We start from the raw sequence: 15145 nt of genomic DNA on the forward strand, positions 1-15145 counted from the left end.
GCCGGTCCACGACGGATGTTCGCGCGTGCCGCGTTGACCTTCCCGGCGGCTGCGCCTACCTGCGGGCCATGGCGCGCGCACCCCTTCTCCAGCTCAATGGCATCTCGCTGACCTACGGCGGGAACCCGGTTTTCGACGATCTCGACCTCGTGGTGCATCCCGGCGACCGGGTGGCGCTGGTGGGGCGCAACGGCTCGGGCAAGTCGACCCTGATGAAGGTCATGGCCGGGCTGGTCGAGCCCGATCGGGGGGACGTCGTGCTGCCGCCCGGCACCACCGTCGGCTACATGGAGCAGGACCCGAGCATGAACGGGTTCGCCACGCTGGGCGACTTCGCCGCGAGCGAGCTGGATGCGGCGGAGGCCTACAAGGTCGAGATGGTGGCCGAGGGCCTGAAATTCGACCCTGCCGCCGACCCGGCCAAGGCCAGCGGCGGCGAACGGCGGCGCGCGGCGCTGGCGAAGTTGCTGGCCGAGGCGCCCGAGCTCATGCTGCTGGACGAGCCCACGAACCACCTGGATATCGAGGCCATCGCCTGGCTCGAGGACCAGCTGAAATCCAGCCGGGCGGGCTTCGTTCTCATCAGCCACGACCGGGCGTTCCTGAAGGCGCTGACTCGCGCCACGCTATGGATCGACCGGGGCGCGGTGCGCCGGCAGGAAAAGGGGTTCGAGGCCTTCGAGGAATGGCGCGACGCCACCTGGGAGGAAGAGGACATCCAGCGCCACAAGCTCGACCGCAAGATCAAGGCCGAGGCGCGGTGGGCCGTGGAGGGCATCAGCGCCCGGCGCAAGCGCAACCAGGGCCGGGTGCGCGCCTTGCAGGACCTGCGCCAGCAGCGCGCCGACATGATCCGGCGGCAGGGGGCGGCCGCGCTGGACACCGCCACGGCGCCGGGCAGCGGCAAGCGCGTGATCGAGGCGCGGGGTATCTCGAAATCCTACGGCGACCGGACAATCCTCAGCCCCTTCGACATCCGCATCCAGCGCGGCGACCGGGTGGCCTTCGTGGGGCCCAACGGCGTGGGCAAGACCACGGTGCTGAAGATGCTGACGGGCGAGCTGTCACCCGACACGGGCGAGGTGCAGCATGGCACCAACCTTGAGATCGCCGTCTTCGACCAGGCCCGCGCGCAGCTCGACCCGGACATGACCCTGTGGGAAAGCCTGACCGGCACGCCCGAGATGCGCGTGGGCGGCGCGGCCGACCAGGTCATGGTGCGCGGACAGCCCCGCCACGTGGTGGGCTACCTCAAGGATTTCCTGTTCTCCGAAAGCCAGGCCCGCGCGCCGGTGCGATCGCTGTCGGGGGGCGAGCGCGCGCGCCTGCTGCTGGCGCGCATCCTGGCGAAGCCGTCGAACCTGCTGGTGCTGGACGAGCCGACGAACGACCTGGATATCGAGACGCTGGACCTGTTGCAGGACGTGCTGGGCGATTACGACGGAACGGTCCTGCTGGTCAGCCACGACCGCGACTTCCTGGACCGGGTCGCCACCCAGACCGTCGCCTTCGAAGGCGGGGGCCGCGCCACGATCTATGCCGGCGGTTGGAGCGACTACCAGGCGCAAAGGCCCGACCGCGCCGCGCCCCAGCCGGCCGCGAAGCCGCAATCGCCGGGAAAGGCGCCGCAGAACGGCGGCGGGGGCGGGAAGGACAAGGGCGCCACGGGCGGCGGCAAGGCCTCGCGGCTGAGCTTCACCGAATCGCATCGTCTGAACGCGTTGCCGGACGAGATCGCCCGGATCGAGGCGGAAATCGCCAAGCTCGAGGGCCTGCTGGCCGACCCCGAACTTTTCACCGCCGACCCCGTGAAATTCCGCAAGGCGACCGAGGCGCTGGCGTCGTGCCAGGACAAATTGTCGGCCGCCGAGGAAGAGTGGCTGGATCTTGCCGAAAAAGCAGGAGAATAGGCGATGCAAATAGGTGGCACTCGCCTAGAATTGAGCAAAACACCGCTTGTTTTGGCGAAGTCCGGGGCAGATATTTGCCGCGACCGCCACGCGTCATAGATGTCGTATTGAGAAGGCGGGGTCGCCGAACGATCTGCGTGTAAGAAGGCAGCAGCGCCTCGCACCACAGCATTGAACCATGAAGGAGCAGATATGAAACTGCTGACTGTTTCCGCCGCCGCGATCGTCGCGGCTTCCACCGCGTTCGCCGGTGGCATCGAAACCGCCCCCGCGCCGATCGAGCCGCTGGCCCCGCTGCCGCCGGTCTCGACCGACTGGACCGGCGCCTATGCCGGTACCTCGTTGGGCTATGGCTCGAGCGATATCGGCACCGTGGCCGACCCGAACGGCGCGATCGCCGGCGTGTTCGCCGGTTACAACGTCGATTTCGGCAACACCGTCGTGGGCGCCGAGCTTGACCTGAACGCCGCCGATTTCGACGACGAACCGACCGCGTTCATCGACCGCGTGCACCGCCTGAAGGTGAAGGCCGGCTACGGCACCGGCGCGGCGCTGTTCTACGGCACCGTGGGTGCGGCCTATGCCTCGGGTGAGGTCGGTGGCGCCAGCGTCAGCGACAACGGCTACCTGTACGGTGTCGGCGTCGACTATGCCGTGTCCGACCGCTTCCACTATGGCCTGGAAGTGCTGCGTCACGAATTCGACGATTTCGACAACAGCGGCATCGACGTGGATGCGACCACCGTCCAGGCGCGCTTCGGCTACCGCTTCTGATCGATCGATCTTTCGCGTTGAAAAGGGGCAGGCCGCGGGGCCTGCCCCTTTTTCATGTCCGGGGGCCGGTGTCCGTCAACATGGCATCCACCTCGGCGCCGGGCATGCCCCTGGTCAGCGGCGTGAAGTCGCCGTCCCGGAACATGGCGATGCCCGCATCGCGGATCGCGGCATGGGTGACGCGGGCCAGCGCGGATCCCAGCGAAATGCGCGCGGCGCCGGCCTGCGCCAGCGCGGCGCGGTCGTGCCGGGCCAGGGGACCGGCGGCCAGCACGTTCACCGGTTTCGACGTCGCGGTGCAGACCCGTTCCAGCGCCGCCAGGTCGCCTGGCAGCGGCACGTAAAGGACATCCGCACCGGCGGCATCGAACGCGGCGATCCGCGCGAGCGCCTCGTGCAGGTCGTAGCGGCCGTTCATCACCCCGTCGGCGCGGGCGCAGAAGACGAAGTCGCGGGGCAGCGCACGCGCCGCGGCGGCCCCGGCGTGGATGCGTTCGATGGCCAGGTCGCGGTCGTAATGGGCCGCGTCGGGATGGGGCGTATCCTCGATGCTGATGCCGGCCAGGCCCGCCTCGGCGGCCAGGCGCACGGTTTCGGCCACGGTTTCGGGTGCGTCGCCCCAGCCATCCTCGAAATCGCCCGACACGGGCAGCTGGGTCGCGGCCACAAGGTCCTGCGCGTGGGCCAGCGCCTGGTCGCGGGTGAGGCTGCCGTCCGGCAGGCCCAGCGTGAACGCCTGCGCCGCCGACGAGGTCGCGATGGCCCGCGCGCCCAGCGCCGCCAGCATCCGGGCCGAGCCCGCGTCCCAGGCATTGGCCAGGATGAACGGGTCGCCGGGGCGGTGCAGGGCGCGAAAGACCGCGCCCGGATCACTCATGGCGCGTCTCGGGGCCGCCGACCAGTTCGACGATGGCAGGCGGGACCTTGAGGCCGGCCTGCACCTCGGCATCCAGCGACGTCTCGGAATGGCGCACGGCGTCCAGCCGGGCGATCACGCTGTCGATCTGGTCGAAGGGCACGACGACCACGCCGTCCGCGTCGGCCACGATCATGTCGCCGGTGGCGACGTGCTGCCCGCCCAGCGCCATCGCGCCGCCCACCGTGCCGGGGCCGGTGGTGAAGGGCGAGCCCGGGTTCAGCCCCGTGCACCAGGCCGGAAGGCCCACCGCCTCGATCCCCTCGAGATCGCGCAGGGGCCCATCGGTGACGAGACCAACGGCGCCGCCGTTCTTCGCCATCCCGCAGACCCGGTCGCCCGAGGCCGAGCAGCCCTGCCAGCCCGCCACCCCGACCATCAGGATGTCGCCGGGCCGCACGAAGTTCAGGGCGGCCAGCGTGGCGAGGATATCGCCCGGCTGATTCTCGGCGCAGAGCGCGGGCCCGGCTACCCGGTGACGATGCCGGTCCAGCGGCGCGATGCGGGTGTCCAGCGATCCGCGCCCGAACATGGCGTCCACGACGAAGCCGGTGGGCGTGTCCTGGAAGGCCGCGATCTGGGCCTCGGTGGGGCGCGGGCGGTCGCGTTTCACCACCAGCTTGACGGGTTCCTCGATCATGTCTGCCTCCCTCTGCCTGACGGGGCGAGGGTGCGGCGGCGGGGCGGGTTCTGCAACGGGAATGTTGCGCGGGTCGTGGTGTCCGGCACGAGGTATTTGGAGAAAGGTGAAAGCCTGGGGCGCGCACCGTGACGGACGTCGGGCCGGTGGCGGGCGTGAGAGCGCGCGAGGCGCCGCGGGACTTGCGCCGTGGGCCGAGACTTGCCAAGAGGCGCCCATGAGCTCGATCCGCCTGACCAACAGCGCAACCCGCCGCAAGGAAGACCTCACCCCGCTCGATCCGCGGAACGTGCGGGTGTATGTGTGCGGGCCGACGGTTTACGACCGCGCGCACCTGGGCAATGCGCGGCCGGCGATCGTGTTCGATGTGCTCTACCGCCTGCTGCGGCAGGTCTACGGCGCGGAGCATGTCACATACGTGCGCAACATCACCGACGTGGACGACAAGATCAACGCGCGCGCGGCCGAGACGGGTCGGTCCATCGGCGACATCACCGCCGAGACGACGGGGTGGTATTTCGAGGACATGGCCGCCATCGGCAACCTCATGCCGGACCACACGCCGCGCGCCACCGATTACATCGCCCAGATGGTCACGATGATCGAGGACCTGGTGGCCAAGGGGCACGCCTACGCGGCCGAGGGGCACGTGCTGTTCCGCGTGCGGTCCTACGAGAATTACGGTGCGCTCTCGGGCCGGTCGGTCGACGACATGCGCGCCGGCGCGCGGGTCGAGGTCGCGCCCTACAAGGAAGACCCGATGGACTTCGTCCTTTGGAAGCCGTCGGGCGACGGCCAGCCGGGATGGGACTCGCCCTGGGGTGTCGGGCGGCCGGGCTGGCATATCGAGTGCTCGGCCATGGCGGCGGACCTGCTGGGCGAAAGCTTCGACATCCACGGCGGCGGCAACGACCTGATGTTTCCGCACCACGAGAACGAGATCGCCCAGAGCTGCTGCGCCCATGGCGGGGCCCGGATGGCGCAGGTCTGGCTGCATAACGAGATGCTGCAGGTCGAGGGCAAGAAGATGTCCAAGTCGCTGGGCAACTTCTTCACCGTGCGCGACTTGCTGGATCGCGGCGTTCCGGGCGAGGTGATCCGCTTCGTCATGCTGTCGACACATTACCGCAAGCCCATGGACTGGACTGATGCCAAGGCCCGCGAGGCGGAGGCGACCCTGCGGCGCTGGCGCGACCTCGCGGGCGATGCGGCGGCGGGGGACGCGGGGCCTGTGGTCGAGGCGCTGGCCGACGACCTGAACACGCCCGAGGCGCTGACGCGCCTGCACGCCGCCGCGCGCGCGGGCGATGCCGGCGCACTGAAGGCCGGCGCGGCGATGCTGGGGCTGCTGGACGACGCCATGGGGGACTGGGCCGCCGCCCCGGAGACGGACCTGAGCGCGCTGGCCGAGCGGCTGCGCGAGACCCGCGCCACGGCGATGGCGACCAAGGATTTCGCCGAGCTGGACCGGATGAAGGCCGCGCTGCTGGCGGCGGGGGTCGAGGTGCGGATGTCGAAGGACAGCGTGGAGCTGCTGCCGACGGCCGATTTCGCGCCCGAGAAGCTGGACGGGGTGTGATGGCGATCGTGTTCACCGTGGGCTGTCCGTGCCGCTGGCACGAACGATCGGGCTACGTGCCCTGCCTTTCGAACAATCGGTGCACGCCATGACCGACCGCCTCTACCTCTATGACACGACCCTGCGCGACGGGCAGCAGACCCAGGGCGTGCAGTTCTCGACCGACGACAAGCTGCGGATCACCGCGATGCTGGACGACCTTGGCGTCGATCACATCGAGGGCGGCTGGCCGGGCGCGAACCCCACCGATAGCGCGTTCTTCGAGACGGTGCCGCAGACCCGTGCCACGATGACGGCCTTCGGCATGACCAAGCGGGCCGGACGCTCGGCCGCCAATGACGACGTGCTGGCCGCGGTCCTGAACGCCGGGACGAAATCGGTCTGCATCGTCGGCAAGACCAACGCGAAACAGGTGCGCGAGGCGCTGGGGATCACGCTTGAGGAAAACCTCGAGAACATCCGCGCCTCGATCGCCCATATCGTGGCTCAGGGCCGCGAGGCGCTGTTCGATGCCGAGCATTTCTTCGACGGCTACGCCATCGACCCTGGCTACGCCCGCAGGTGCATCGCCACGGCGCTGGACGCGGGCGCCCGCTGGGCCGTGCTGTGCGACACTAATGGCGGCACGCTGCCCACGCGGATCGGCGACGTGGTGCGCGACCTGATCGCGCCGACGGACGGGGCCGAAGGCCTGCCCGGCGACCGGCTCGGCATCCACACCCACAACGATATCGGCATGGCCGAGGCCGGCGCGCTGGCTGCCGTCGATGCCGGCGTGCGGCAGGTGCAGGGCACGCTGAACGGCCTGGGCGAGCGCTGCGGCAACGCCAACCTCACCTCGCTGATCCCCACGCTGCTGCTGAAGGAGCCCTACGCCAGCCGCTATGCCACCGGCGTCACGGCCGAGGGTCTTAAACGGCTCACCCGGATGTCCCGCGCGCTGGACGACATCCTGAACCGCGTGCCGCGCCCCAGCGCGCCCTATGTGGGCGCTTCGGCCTTCGCGCACAAGGCGGGCCTGCACGCCAGCGCCATCGCCAAGAACCCCGGCAGCTACGAACACGTGGACCCGTCCACGGTGGGCAACGCGCGCATCGTGCCCATGTCGAACCAGGCCGGCCAGTCGAACCTGCGCGCCCGGCTGACGGCGATGGGCCTGAAGGTCGAAAAGGGCGATCCGGCCTTGGGTCGCATCCTCGAGACGATCAAGGCGCGCGAGGCCGAGGGTTATTCCTACGACACGGCGCAGGCGAGCTTCGAGATGCTGGCGCGGCGCGAATTGAAGCTTCTGCCGGCCTTCTTCGAGGTCAAGCGCTACCGCGTCACGGTCGAGCGGCGGAAGAACAAGTACAACAGGATGATCACCCTGTCCGAGGCGGTCGTGGTGGTGAAAATCGGCGACGAGAAGAAGCTGAGCGTCAGCGAAAGCCTGGACGAGACCGGCAGCGACCGGGGCCCGGTCAACGCCCTGTCCAAGGCGCTGGCCAAGGACCTGGGGCCCTACCAGGACGCCATCGACGACATGCGGCTGGTGGATTTCAAGGTGCGCATCACCCAGGGCGGGACCGAGGCGGTGACGCGTGTCATCATCGACAGCGAGGATGGCAATGGCCGGCGCTGGTCCACCGTGGGCGTGTCGCCCAACATCGTGGACGCGAGCTTCGAGGCGCTGCTGGACGCGGTGCAGTGGAAGCTGATCCGCGACGCCGGGGCGACGGCGACCGCGTGACGGACGCGGCCCGACGCCTACCTGTCTCGCCATGAGTGTGAATGCCTGCGCCGCCGCCGTGCAAAGCGGCGATCCCGACCGGTTCCTGGCCGCCATGGCCGCGCCGCCGCATGCGCGGGCGGTGCTGTTCCCGATCTTCGCCTACAACCTCGAGATCGCCCGCGCGCCCTATGTCACGTCCGAGCCGATGCTGGCCGAGATAAGGCTGCAATGGTGGCGGGACGCGCTGGAGGAGATCCGCACCGGCCAGACGCCCCGCCGGCACGAGGTGGTCGAGCCGCTGGCCGCCATCCTCGACGCGCCCACCTGCGAGACGCTGACCCGCATCGCCGACGCGCGGCGCTGGGACATCGAAGGCGAGCCGTTCCTGAGCGAGGCGCAGTTCCGCGCCCATATCGACGCGAGCTCGGGCAACCTGCTGTGGTCCGCCGCGCATCTGCTGGGCGCGACGGACGAGGGGGCGGTGCGCAAGCTTGCCTTCGCCGACGGGCTCGCGCGGTGGTTCCAGGCGGTGCCGGAGATGCGGGCGCGCAACATGGCGCCTTTGGTGGACGACAGCGACGACGCCCTGCGTGCTTTGGCTGAGGAGGCGCTGGACGGGGTGAAAGGCCTGCGCCTGTCGCAACCCGCCCGGCACGCCACGCTGTCTGCGGCGGATGCCGTGGCCCTGCTGAAGGCGGTGGTGCAGGACCCCGCGCGGGTCCGGGACGGCGGATTGACGGTTTCGGAATTCGGCAAGCGGTGGCGGCGGCTGGTGGGCGGCCTGCGGTAGCCCTTCGGACCGATCGTCGGCCTAGGGGCGGCCGGCCGCGGAATATAGGTATTTATGGAAAGATGAAGCTGGTTCGGGTCCGGGAGAATTCGGACCCGCTTCCGGCTCAGGCGGCGAGGCCCTTGCGCCGGGCCCAGAGCCAGGCCAGCGCGCCGAAGGCCGCCACCAGGAACGGGATCATGGCGAGGTTCACCGCCGTCCAGCCCTGCTGTGCCGTGCCGCCGGCGCAGTTCATGAGCCCGCCCGAGCTGAGCGAGGCCAAGGTCACGCAGCCGAAGACCAGCGCGTCGTTCATGCCCTGTACGCGGCCCCGTTCCTCGGGCCGGTGCGCGCCCGCCAGCATCGCCGTGGCGCCGATGAAGCCGAAGTTCCAGCCCAGACCCAGCAGAACCAGCGCGAGGAAGAAGTTCTCGAGCTGGACGCCGGCAAGCGCCACGGCGCCCGCCGCCGCAAGGAGGGTGAGGCCCAGCGCCACGATCCGCTCGACCCCGAAGCGGGCGATCAGGTGGCCGGTGAAGAAGCTGGGGGCGTACATGGCCAGCACGTGGGCCGATACGATATCGGCCGCGTTGGCCTTGTCGAAGCCGCAGCCGACAACGGCCAGCGGCGTCGAGGTCATCACCAGGTTCATCAGCGCGTAGCTGACCATGGCGCAGATCACGGCGACGGCGATGCGCGGCGTGGTCAGAAGCTCCCACCGGGTGCGACCCTTGGGGCTGTTTTCGTCCGGGACGGGCGGGCGCGGTATGCGCAGGAAGAAGAACAGCAGCGCGCCGACCAGGTTCACGCCGATCACCGCCAGGTAAGTGCCCATGAAGGGCACGACCATGGCATCGGCCGTGAGCTTGACCAGTTGCGGACCGATCAGGGCCGAGGCCAGCCCGCCCGCCATGACGTAGCTGATCGCCTTGGGGCGGAACGCTTCGGACGCGGTATCGGTGGCGGCGAAGCGGTAGAAGTTGTGCGCGCTCATGTAGATGCCGGTGAAGAGCGAGCCCATCAGGAACACCGGGAACGACCCCAGGTAGAGCCCGTAGGCGCCCACCGCCCCCCCCATGGCGCCGCCCAGCGCGCCGAGGAAGAATCCCGCGCGGCGCCCGAAGCTTTGCATGAGCCACGCCATGGGCTGCGCCGACAGCATGGAGCCCAGCACGATCAACGAGATCGGCAGCGTGGCGAAGCACGGGTTCGAGGCCAGAGACTGCCCCGCCAGCCCGCCCAGCACGAAGATCATGGGCATCTGCGCGCCCAGGAACGCCTGCGCGGCGGTCAGGATGACGACGTTGCGAACGGCGGTCGCGTGGGGGGCATCTTCGGTCATGGATGTGCCGTATCCCGAAAGCCCGCGGTGGGGAAGTCAGGACAGGTGATCGTCCCCATCAGCCGCCGCGATGGATGCCGCGTCGATCACGTGGGCGAAGGATCCCGAGACGTGCCCCCGGCGCAACCCCATGGGCCCGAGGTCGCGGCCCTCGGCGTCGCGGGCGCGGAACAGCGGCGTGCCCTCGGCGCGCTCGGTGGTGGCATAGTGGAACTCGTGGGCGTTGAGCCGGCCTTGCCACGGCCCCGCGGCGGCCGCGCAGTCCAGCGTCCGGTAGCCCAGCGACAGCTTGCGCCGCGCGAAACTGGTGCGGAGGTCCAGAAGATTGGCCATGGCGTGCGGCACCCCGTCGGCATCGGTGAGGGTCTCGCCCAGCACCATGTAGCCGCCACATTCGCCGTAGATCGCGGTCCGCTCGGCTGCCGCGCGGAGGGACCCGAGGAAGGTGGTCGCGGCGGCGATTCGCCCGGCGTGCAGTTCGGGGTAGCCGCCCGGCAGGTAGACCAGGTCGGCGGGGGGCACCGCCTGATCGGCCAGCGGCGAGAACCAGTCGATCCGGCTGCCCGCGCGGGTCCAGTCGTCGATTTGGTGCGGGTAGGTGAAGCTGAAGGCCGCGTCGCGCGCGATGGCGATGCGGGCGGGGGCAATCCCCGGGGAAACGGGTGGCGGAGCGGGCAGGGGGCTTGCCAAGTCCGCCAGCGCGTCGAGGTCGACCGCATCGGCCATGCGGTCGGCGGCGGCATCGAGAAAGCGGCGGATGTCGGGATGCTCGCCCGCCTGCACCAGGCCGAGGTGGCGGGACGGGAGAGACAGCGCCTCGGCACGCGGAATCGCGCCCAGCACCGGCATCCCGATACGCTCCAGGGCCGTACGCAGCATGGCCGCGTGCCTTTCGCTGCCGACGCGGTTCAGGATGACGCCCGCCACCCGCACGGCCGGGTCGTGCCCCGCGAAGCCCGCGACCAGCGGCGCGACCGACTGCGCCATGCGGCCCGCATCGACCACCAGCACCACCGGCAGATCCAGTTGCCGGGCGAGCTCGGCCGTTGCCCCGCGCCCCGTGGGCGGCGCGCCGTCGAAAAGGCCCATGGCGCCCTCGATCAGCAGCAGACCGTCGCCCGCCGCCAGCGCGGCGATCCGGTCGGGCGTCATGGACCAGGCGTCGAGATTGGGGCTGGGCGCGCCGCAGGCGGCCTCGTGAAAGCGCGGATCGATGTAGTCGGGGCCTGATTTGGCACCGCGCACGGCATGGCCCGCGCGGCGGAGCGCGCGCAGCAGGCCCAGGGTCACGGTGGTCTTGCCGCTGCCCGAGGCGGGCGCGGCCAGGATCAGGCCCCGGCCGGTCATGCGCTTTCGGCTGGGCGCCCCCGGTCCAGCGGATCGGTGTTGCGCGGCGCGGCGCCCGCGGCCATGGCCTGCCAGTCCAGCGCCTGGCGCATCAGCGTGGCGCGGCCCACGCAGATGATCGCCGGCGGCTCGAGCGCGGCGGCCGCGATATCGTCGGCGCAGCGGGCCAGCGTCGTCTCGACCACGCGCTGGTCGCCCGTGGTGGCCTGCGTGACGACGGCGACCGGCTCGGACGGCGCGCGCCCGGCGTCGAGCAGAGCGCCCGCGATCTGGCCGATGTGCTTCATGCCCATGTAGATCACGATCACCTGGCTCCCGCGCGAGATCGCGGCCCAGTCCAGCGTCTGGGGCGTGTTGCCCGACTGGTCGTGGCCGGTGACGAAGGTGACGGACTGGTTCACGTCGCGATGGGTGACGGGAATGCCCGCGTAGGCCAGCCCGCCGATCCCCGCGCTGATGCCGGGGATGATGCGGATCGGCACGTCGTGCTGCACCAGCGTCTGCGCCTCTTCGCCGCCGCGCCCGAAAACGAAGGGGTCGCCGCCCTTCAGCCGCAGCACGCGTTTGCCCGCGCGGGCCAGCTCCACCAGCCGCAGCGAGATGTCGCGCTGCACCGAAGACGGCTTGCCGCCGCGCTTGCCCGCGTAGATGTGTTCGGCCCCCGGCGCCCAATCGAGGATCGCCGGTTCCACCAGCGCGTCGTAGACAACGACATCGGCCTGCCGCAGCGCGTTCAGCGCGTGCAGGGTCAGAAGGCCCGGGTCACCCGGACCGGCCCCGCAGAGCCAGACCCAACCGGGCTGGAAGGCGGGCCACCCCTGTGGCGCATGGGGAAGGGAGTCGGTCATGCCTCACCCTATCGCGCGGGCGGGGGGCGAGGGGAAGCGGAAATGCGCCGCGCCGCGGCGGGAATGCGACCCTTCCGCCGCCTTCCACCTTCGGCCATAGTCCCGCGCGATGACACGCAAACCCGAAGGCCCCCTGCGCCGCGGCTGGACCACAGGCGCCTGCGCCACCGCCGCCGTCCAGGGCGCGCTGCGGCGGCTCTGGGCGGGTGCGTTCCCGGACCGGGTATCCATCGTGCTGCCCCGCGGCGAGGTGCCGGTCTTCGAACTGGCCCATCGCGACGCGGACGACGGCTGGGCCGAGGCGGGCGTGGTGAAGGACGCGGGCGACGATCCCGACGTGACCCACGGCGCGTTGATCGTCGCGCGCGTCACGCAAGGCGAGGCCGGCGCGGGCGTGCGGTTCTTCGCGGGTGAGGGCGTGGGGACGGTGACCAAGCCGGGCCTGCCGATCCCGGCGGGCGAGGCGGCGATCAACCCGGTGCCGCGCCGGATGATGACCGCCGAGGTCGACGCACTGGCAGCCGAACTGGGCCGGGCCCGCGATATCGACATCACGATCCGCGTGCCCGGCGGGGCCGAGATCGCGCGTCGCACCTGGAACCCGCGGCTGGGGATCGAGGGCGGCCTGTCGATCCTCGGGACGACTGGGGTCGTGCGGCCGTTTTCCTGCGCCGCGTGGATCGCGTCGATTCATCGCGGCATCGACGTCGCGCGGGCGGACGGCCTGACCCATGTGGCCGGCAGCACCGGCGCGCAGTCGGAACGGGCGGTGCAGGAGCTCTACGGCCTTCCCGACCATGCCATGCTGGACATGGGCGATTTCGTGGGCGGCATGGTCAAGTACCTGCGCCGCCACCCGGTCGACCGGCTGACCGTCGGCGGCGGCATCGCTAAGCTCGCCAAGCTGGGGCAGGGCGCGCACGACCTGCACTCCGCGCGCAGCCAGGTGGACTTCGACCGGCTTGCGTATGCGGTTGCATGCCCTAGGCTGCGCTCAGCCAACACGATGCTGGAAGCCTACGAGATCTGCGGTCAGCCGCTGGCCGATCACGTTGCGCGGACGGCGGAAAGGGAACTGAAGCGGATGATGGAAGACGCCCCCATCGTCATCGACGTTGTCGTGTGCGACCGCGCCGGCCTGATCCTCGCGCGGGCCTGACGGCGATGCTGCGACTGCTTTTGCTTGCGGGCACCAACGAAGCCCGCCAGTTGGCCGCCGCCCTGGGCGGGCAGGCCTCGTTGCAGGTGATCGCGTCCCTCGCCGGGGCGACCCGGGCGCCGCAGCCCTTGGGCGTGGCGACGCGGATCGGCGGCTTCGGCGGGCGCGAGGGGTTCATCGACTACCTTCAGCGCGAGCGCATCGGCGCCGTGCTGGACGCCACCCACCCGTTCGCCGCCCGCATCAGTCACCGCAGCGCCGAGGTCTGCGCCGAGCTGGACATGCCCTACGCCCAACTCCTGCGTCCCGCCTGGCAACCCAACGACGGCGACGATTGGCATTTCCTGAACGACGAGACCGACGCCGCGCGCCACATCCCCGAAGACGCCACCGTGTTCCTGGCCACGGGGCGGCAGACGCTGCACCTGTTCGATAACCTGAGCGACCGGACGATCTATGCCCGCCAGATCGACAGCGCGCCCGATACATTTCCGTTTCCCAAGGGCGGATGGATCGTGGGACGGCCCCCGTTCAGCCTCGAGGACGAGATCAATCTGTTTGCACGGCTTGGCGTCGACTGGCTGGTGGTGAAGAACGCGGGCGGCAGCGCCAGCCGCTCGAAGCTCGACGCCGCGCGCGAGCTGGGTCTGCCGGTGGCGATGATCCGGCGGCCCCTGCAACCCCAATGCGACAAGCTGACATCGGTGGCCGCGGCACTGAGATGGGCCCGGCGCCTTGCCTGAGCGGGTGATCGAGGGGCCGGCCTGCGTGGCCGAGGGCGCGGCGTGGCTGGCGGAACGCGATCCGGCCTGGGCGCGGGCGCTGGAGCTGTCGGGGCCATGGCCGGACCGGCTGCGCCCCGGGGGCTTTCCGGCGCTGGTGCAGGCCATCGTCAGCCAGCAGGTCAGCGTCGCCTCGGCCGCGGCCATAGGCGGCCGGGTCGAGGCGGCGGGCCTGCATGACCCGGGTACCGTGCTGGCCGCCGATGACGAGACGCTGAAGGCCTGCGGGCTGTCACGGCCCAAGCAACGCTACCTGCGCGCGCTGGCCGAGGCGGGCATCGATTTCGACGCGCTGTCGCGGGCGCCCAGCGACGAGGTCATCGCCACGCTGGTGTCGGTGAAGGGGATCGGTGTCTGGACGGCCGAGATCTATGCGCTGTTCGCGCTTGGCCGGGCCGACGTGTTTCCGGCGGGCGACCTTGCCTTGCAGGAGAGCGCGCGCCTGCTGTTCGAGTTGCCGGAGCGCCCGACCGAACGCGCCCTGCGCGACATGGCCGAGGACTGGTCGCCCTGGCGGGGCGTTGCGGCGCGGGGGCTTTGGGCCTACTACGCGCACGAGAAATCACGCGAGGGCATCCGATGACACGCATCCTGGACAGCAAGCGGCGCGGCTCGAAATCCGGGCAGACCGGATCGGTCATGGTGTTCCTGCACGGCTACGGCGCGGACGGGGCCGACCTGCTGGGCCTGGCCGAGCCGCTGGCCGAGCACCTGCCCGATACCGTTTTCGTCGCGCCGGACGCGCCCGAACGCTCGGCCATGAATCCCATGGGCTACCAGTGGTTCCCGATCCCGTGGCTGGACGGGTCCGACCCCGTCGAGGCCGAGCAGGCCATGGACGCGGCGGTCGATGACCTCAACGCCTATCTCGACAATCTCATGCGTAACGAGGGGATCGGCGCCGACCAGCTTGTGCTGGTGGGCTTTTCGCAGGGCACGATGATGGCGCTGCACGTGGCGCTGCGCCGGGACGCGCCGGTGGCCGCGCTGGTGGGCTTCTCGGGCCGGTTGCTGCGCCCCGAAACCCTCGAGGCCGAGCTGAAGTCCAAACCGCCGGTCCTGCTGATCCACGGTGATCAGGACGACGTGGTGCCGCCGCAATCCCTGCCCGAGGCGGCGCAGGCGTTGCAGGACGCGGGGCTCGACGTCTACGCCCACGTGATGGAGGGCACCGCCCACGGCATCGCGCCCGACGGGCTGAGCGTCGCGCTGGCCTTCGTCCGTGACCGGCTGGGGCTCGACACCCCGGCCCGGTGATCGCCGCCCGCCCAAGGCGTGGGCAAATGTTGCGGCGATATGACGCCAAGTTGCATTTGCCGGGCTTCGAACTTGAAAGCATGCGCCGACGGGTGCATTTCGTTCGTCGAC

The 15145-nt window shown here is 70.5% G+C and carries 14 protein-coding genes; 9 read left to right on the forward strand and 5 right to left on the reverse strand.

Annotated elements, in window-relative coordinates; genetic code table 11:
- Window positions 1-68 precede the first annotated feature (68 nt).
- Both BUB76_RS00960 and BUB76_RS00965 read left to right on the forward strand, forming a co-directional pair.
- Window positions 69-1910 carry an ABC-F family ATP-binding cassette domain-containing protein gene (locus BUB76_RS00960; protein ID WP_073125731.1) on the forward strand — a complete coding sequence of 614 codons (1842 nt, stop codon included), beginning with the start codon at window positions 69-71 and terminating at the stop codon, window positions 1908-1910.
- 192 nt (window positions 1911-2102) lie between these two features.
- Window positions 2103-2684, forward strand: a complete 582-nt coding sequence (locus BUB76_RS00965) for an outer membrane protein (RefSeq protein ID WP_073125734.1) — start codon at window positions 2103-2105, stop codon at window positions 2682-2684.
- Window positions 2685-2736: 52 nt separating this feature from the next.
- On the opposite strand, the gene BUB76_RS00970 is transcribed toward BUB76_RS00965, so the two are convergent.
- Window positions 2737-3561: an isocitrate lyase/PEP mutase family protein gene (locus tag BUB76_RS00970; protein WP_073125739.1), complete on the reverse strand. Its 825-nt coding sequence runs from the start codon at window positions 3559-3561 to the stop codon at window positions 2737-2739.
- The gene (locus BUB76_RS00975; RefSeq protein ID WP_073125742.1) at window positions 3554-4240 is read right to left on the reverse strand and encodes an RraA family protein; all 687 of its coding nucleotides are present in this window, start codon (window positions 4238-4240) and stop codon (window positions 3554-3556) included. The genes BUB76_RS00970 and BUB76_RS00975 overlap by 8 nt, the downstream gene beginning before the upstream one ends.
- Before the next feature lie 217 nt (window positions 4241-4457).
- Between BUB76_RS00975 and cysS the strand changes: the two genes are divergently transcribed.
- The 3 genes from cysS (at window position 4458) to BUB76_RS00990 (ending at window position 8320) form a co-directional block, all read left to right on the forward strand.
- On the forward strand, window positions 4458-5819 hold the full coding sequence (gene cysS / locus BUB76_RS00980; RefSeq protein WP_073125745.1) for a cysteine--tRNA ligase: 1362 nt from the start codon (window positions 4458-4460) through the stop codon (window positions 5817-5819).
- Between the two features lie 88 nt (window positions 5820-5907).
- A complete protein-coding gene (gene cimA / locus BUB76_RS00985; RefSeq protein ID WP_073126485.1) occupies window positions 5908-7548 on the forward strand; it encodes a citramalate synthase in 1641 nt (546 codons plus the stop codon).
- A 31-nt stretch (window positions 7549-7579) separates the two neighbouring features.
- Complete coding sequence (locus BUB76_RS00990; protein ID WP_073125748.1) at window positions 7580-8320, forward strand: squalene/phytoene synthase family protein; 741 nt, start codon at window positions 7580-7582, stop codon at window positions 8318-8320.
- Window positions 8321-8426: 106 nt separating this feature from the next.
- On the opposite strand, the gene BUB76_RS00995 is transcribed toward BUB76_RS00990, so the two are convergent.
- Genes BUB76_RS00995 through cobA form a run of 3 tightly spaced genes read right to left on the reverse strand, consistent with a single transcriptional unit; the run spans window position 8427 to window position 11836 of the window.
- Complete coding sequence (locus tag BUB76_RS00995) at window positions 8427-9641, reverse strand: MFS transporter (protein ID WP_073125751.1); 1215 nt, start codon at window positions 9639-9641, stop codon at window positions 8427-8429.
- 36 nt (window positions 9642-9677) lie between these two features.
- Window positions 9678-10988, reverse strand: coding sequence for a cobyrinic acid a,c-diamide synthase CobB (locus tag BUB76_RS01000; RefSeq protein ID WP_073125754.1), 1311 nt, complete (start codon window positions 10986-10988; stop codon window positions 9678-9680).
- Window positions 10985-11836, reverse strand: a complete 852-nt coding sequence (gene cobA / locus BUB76_RS01005; protein WP_073125757.1) for a uroporphyrinogen-III C-methyltransferase — start codon at window positions 11834-11836, stop codon at window positions 10985-10987. The genes BUB76_RS01000 and cobA overlap by 4 nt, the downstream gene beginning before the upstream one ends.
- Before the next feature lie 109 nt (window positions 11837-11945).
- Here cobA and BUB76_RS01010 point away from each other — a divergent pair, with 109 nt between their 5' ends.
- From BUB76_RS01010 to BUB76_RS01025, 4 genes are read left to right on the forward strand one after another with little or no spacing between them, the layout of a single operon-like run.
- Entirely contained in the window at window positions 11946-12995 is a 1050-nt protein-coding gene (locus BUB76_RS01010; protein ID WP_073125761.1) for a cobalt-precorrin-5B (C(1))-methyltransferase, read from the forward strand.
- Between the two features lie 5 nt (window positions 12996-13000).
- Window positions 13001-13738 carry a cobalt-precorrin-6A reductase gene (locus tag BUB76_RS01015; protein WP_308417653.1) on the forward strand — a complete coding sequence of 246 codons (738 nt, stop codon included), beginning with the start codon at window positions 13001-13003 and terminating at the stop codon, window positions 13736-13738.
- Between the two features lie 4 nt (window positions 13739-13742).
- Window positions 13743-14360, forward strand: a complete 618-nt coding sequence (locus tag BUB76_RS01020) for a DNA-3-methyladenine glycosylase family protein (protein WP_373280039.1) — start codon at window positions 13743-13745, stop codon at window positions 14358-14360.
- Window positions 14357-15034: an alpha/beta hydrolase gene (locus BUB76_RS01025; protein WP_073125767.1), complete on the forward strand. Its 678-nt coding sequence runs from the start codon at window positions 14357-14359 to the stop codon at window positions 15032-15034. Before BUB76_RS01020 ends, BUB76_RS01025 begins: the two co-directional genes overlap by 4 nt.
- Window positions 15035-15145: the final 111 nt, after the last annotated feature.

The organism is Palleronia salina, from assembly GCF_900141995.1.
Lineage (GTDB): Bacteria > Pseudomonadota > Alphaproteobacteria > Rhodobacterales > Rhodobacteraceae > Palleronia > Palleronia salina.